The organism is Myxacorys chilensis (genome assembly GCF_059505265.1).
Map to the genome: position 1 here is coordinate 1 of NZ_JCACKG010000212.1, position 3,073 is coordinate 3,073.

At 46.8% G+C, this 3,073-nt stretch carries 3 protein-coding genes; 1 reads left to right on the plus strand and 2 read right to left on the minus strand.

Annotated elements, in window-relative coordinates; genetic code table 11:
• Nucleotides 1–231: 231 nt before the first annotated feature.
• Nucleotides 232–1,230, minus strand: a complete 999-nt coding sequence (locus tag AC5JLB_RS21040) for a toll/interleukin-1 receptor domain-containing protein (RefSeq protein ID WP_495875775.1) — start codon at nucleotides 1,228–1,230, stop codon at nucleotides 232–234.
• A 317-nt stretch (nucleotides 1,231–1,547) separates the two neighbouring features.
• On the opposite strand from AC5JLB_RS21040, the gene AC5JLB_RS21045 reads away from it, so the two are divergent.
• The gene (locus AC5JLB_RS21045) at nucleotides 1,548–1,934 is read left to right on the plus strand and encodes a hypothetical protein (RefSeq protein WP_495875776.1); all 387 of its coding nucleotides are present in this window, start codon (nucleotides 1,548–1,550) and stop codon (nucleotides 1,932–1,934) included.
• Between the two features lie 103 nt (nucleotides 1,935–2,037).
• Here AC5JLB_RS21045 and AC5JLB_RS21050 read toward each other — a convergent pair.
• On the minus strand, nucleotides 2,038–3,073 hold a 1,036-nt coding region (locus AC5JLB_RS21050), incomplete at its 5' end, for an NACHT domain-containing protein (RefSeq protein ID WP_495875777.1).

Here is a 3,073-nt window from a genome sequence, read left to right on the forward strand (position 1 = left end):
GATTCGCCTGATGCTCAAACGTCTAGCGTAGTTCTCTACTTCTCAGACATCCTCTAAAGCCCAAGCGGGAGTTTTGCTATTGCTGGGGTTCTTGGGAGGCATTGGGGAGAGAGGAGGAGGAACGTTTTTAAGGTATCAAATTTTGCTGAACGTGGAGAGAAAGAGTTGTCGACCGACTCAATCTAGCTAAACATCAATCACAGAAGTGATATGAGTGATATGCGTCTGGAATCATCTCTCCAATTCCCTCAGCCGTTTCCCAAGTTTGGCTCGTTCTGCCTCTGCTTGTTCGATCTCTTTTTCTAACTGAAACGCGATCGCACTTCCCGCTTGTATTGCCCAATCTCTTCGCAATCGTTGCAGTTTCTCACTCAGCAAGTCATACATTTGCTGGAGACTGTCAATCTCTTGCTGAATGTGGCGTTGCTGTGAGGGTGATCGATCAGCACCTGAATTTGCATTAGAAAGAGCCTGGCTCAACGCTTCGCCTTGGTTCAGGCTGTCGAGCAGATTTTGCAGTGAACTTGCAACTTCCCCTTGCACAATCACGTTTCGGTCTCCCGTAATCACCACTGCATTTGCGGCATTCCCACCGATCGAAACAGAACGACTTCCAGTTGCTAAGGTAATGTGTCCAGTCTTAATGGCAGACGCGATCGCTTGCAGATCGTCTTGATTTTGATTGCCAGATAACATTCGCTTAATGGCTGCCTGAAGATTGAGCGAAGTTTGACTGCTGGCTTGCGCTTGGTTTAACTGGCGCATCTGCTCGATTGCTTGACGAATGCCTTGAGCGACATTTAGAAACGCTTCGTCTTGATTTGTCCAGCTTGTAATGGGCTTTGCATCTTTGGGGAGCGATTGTAGCTTTCCAAATGATGCGCCTTTCCAATCGACAGGGCGCAAAATCACTGGAATCACGCGGGCTGTTCTGCTCTGATGCCGCTCCATTGCACGAGTCAATTCGATGTCATAGCAGTAGTCAGAAGCCATAAAATCTGGGCTAATGAGCAGCAAGATGATTTGAGCCGAATTGAGATGTTCATCGATTTGTCCTTCCCATTCTGTGCCTGCGGTAATTTGTCGATCGTGCCATGCCCGGATCACGCCCTGACGCTTGAGAATACTGAGATGTTTGATTAACTCTTTCATCAAGTCTTCATCACGATGCGAGTAAGAGAAGAAAACTTCGGTCGTGCTTGGAGGCGTTTGAGATGAATAATCAGACATTAGCATTCCAGTCACTTTAGGATTTGAGAGAGTTGGGCTTGTTGCAGATTCAACGAAGGTAATCAGTTCTCCGCAACGCTTACCACTTCTATATTCTCTTACTCAATCGATCTGATACTGAATCGTACAGCTAACAAATAATACTGTATCAAAATGAACCTGAAGGCTAGATCGCAAGGCTCTGAAAATTCTCGAAAACTTTTCTACAGGCAGGAACTCAACAGAAATACGAAATAGAGCTATGAGTATGAATTTTCGGTTAATTCTACCCATCCTAGGCAATAGAAAATACTTAGCACGACAAAATGAAGGGATTTGTGCTGTTTCGTAATAATACTGTACTGTCTCGGGAAACAGGTAAAATTGTTTGCTTAAGATCTCGCCAGTACCTTGTTGAAGACGTTGTTTCTTCTCAGGGTACAGGAGATACCCAGGTTACGCTGTCCTGTCTAGAGGATGATGCTCAAGGGCAATCCTTAGAAGTGTTCTGGGAACGAGAATTAAATGCCCAGATTCTGGGGAATGCTTCATGGGAACTGGTGGCAAAGCGCGGGTTTGACAATCCTCGGCAGTTCTCGGCCGCGACTTATCCCAGTGCTCCAGCAGCAATTCCAAACCCTCCTCATAAAGCTTGGAGCGTTTCGAGTAAAATTTTCCTGCCCGGTAAAATACAGCACAGGTCAGACTTAGCAAAATCGGTGTGATTGCCAACTCTCGAATCGATTTGTTTTCCTCTCGAAATAGCTGGTCCAGAAACTCTTGGGATTTTGCTAACCCTGCAACTTCATCCTCCACCACCGTCTTGAACTAGTGTTCAGCAAACAATTGCACTTGAGCTTCATCAAAATCTGCTACTTCCACAAAACTAAACCGCAGAGACTTCCAATCCATTTCTCCTGTAAGGCTCTGTGTTCGGCAGGTTACAACTGTCTGCACCTGTGGATAGGTACGAGCAAACACTTTGACTTGCTTGGCAATAGTTTTGCTATCTTCTCCTGTTACCTCATCCAACCCATCCAGCAACACCAGCAATTGTCTCTGCCTCAGCACTAATTGTGTTTCGGCGGTTGATAGTTGCCAGCATCGCTCCAGATACCTTTCTAGGGAATAGGAGAGCGATCGTCCATCCTCTACAAACTCTCGCAGCTTAATCAATGTCGGAATTCTGTGAGCTTGCAAATTCCCCGCACTACACTTTGTCACCACTCGCTGCAAATAGGTCGTTTTGCCTGAACCTGGTTTACCCACCACCATCAGGTTCGTATTCTTTCCCAGCACCTCCAACCCCGACACTCGTTGACGCTCTTTGCCTAGACTAATCCGATCCAAACTTCGATAGCTGGAATACCCCTGCATTCCGGTTGTGAAGTCCTGCCACAAGTCATCCAGTTCCGCTCGATGGCTGCTGCTCAACTCTTCCAGAATATTCACATCCACAAACAACTCACCCAGTGGTATGCAATGATCCACAATCCAAAGTGGCATCGTTCCATGTAAGAGCTGGATGTCATCGTGCAGGCGTGCTCGTACCTGTTTCACCAACTCATCAACTGAAGCGATTACTTTTGGTGGATGCGGGCTAAACCGTTCCAGAATTGCCTGAAGAGATTCAGCGACCTCGTCTTGGACAATTATATTGTTGCTACCCGTGACGAGAATAGCATTGGCGGCATTCCCACTGACTCCGATCTCCCCATCCCCAGTTACCAATGTTAGTCGTCCAGCTTGGAGTGCAGCCGCGATCGCTTGGATATCCGCTTCATTGCGGCTACCACATACAACACGTTGGGTAGTGCCATTTAGGGAAGGATGTAGAAAAAAGAGCGAGAGAGAATAGAGAAGT